Raw genomic sequence first — 290 nt, forward strand, 5'->3', positions numbered from 1 at the left:
GAAATACTGACTGGCATTTCCTAAACATGTGCCGGTGGGTGATTTCGCAGGTGGACAGATCAATAGATCACGTCGTTTTTCCTGCCTGATCCGGGTGGGAGAGTAATTGGCGTTGATACTCGAAAGGAGCTTATGATGATGAATTATCTGGAAATTGAGAAAGTCATTGGAAGAGAGATCTTAGATTCCCGTGGAAATCCCACGGTTGAGGCAGAAGTATATCTGGCAGACGGAACCATCGGGAGAGGAACCGCGCCGAGTGGTGCATCTACCGGCGAGTTCGAGGCGCT

1 pseudogene is annotated in these 290 nt (G+C 49.7%); it reads left to right on the forward strand.

Annotation, left to right across the window (positions count from 1 at the left end):
* Window positions 1-138: 138 nt before the first annotated feature.
* Window positions 139-290 (forward strand): annotated as a pseudogene (gene eno, locus PZH32_RS13750) (phosphopyruvate hydratase); the annotation flags it as partial.

It is taken from the genome of Adlercreutzia equolifaciens, from assembly GCF_029076695.1.
GTDB lineage: Bacteria > Actinomycetota > Coriobacteriia > Coriobacteriales > Eggerthellaceae > Adlercreutzia > Adlercreutzia equolifaciens_A.